We start from the raw sequence: 316 nt of genomic DNA, 5'->3' as shown, positions 1-316 counted from the left end.
CACCATCAACACGATGGTGGACCAGTTGTCCGCGTTCGCGGACGAGGTCACGCGTGTGGCCCGCGAGGTCGGCACCGAGGGGCGCCTCGGCGGCCAGGCGGACGTCAAGGGCGTCAAGGGCACCTGGCGCGACCTCACCGACTCGGTGAACTTCATGGCGGGCAACCTGACCGGCCAGGTCCGCAACATCGCCCTCGTGGCCACGGCGGTCGCCAAGGGCGACCTCTCGCAGAAGATCACCGTGGACGCGCGCGGGGAGATCCTGGAGCTGAAGAGCACCATCAACACGATGGTGGACCAGTTGTCCGCGTTCGCG

At 68.0% G+C, this 316-nt stretch carries 1 protein-coding gene; it reads left to right on the top strand.

Going from position 1 to position 316, the window contains the following annotated elements:
* A partial coding sequence (locus ADK65_RS06810) for a HAMP domain-containing protein (RefSeq protein WP_159038734.1) occupies nt 1–316 on the top strand: 316 nt, incomplete at both ends.

It is taken from the genome of Streptomyces sp. NRRL B-1140 (assembly GCF_001280065.1).
Classification (GTDB): Bacteria; Actinomycetota; Actinomycetes; order Streptomycetales; family Streptomycetaceae; genus Streptomyces.
This window is presented reverse-complemented; position numbering and strand designations above follow the sequence as displayed.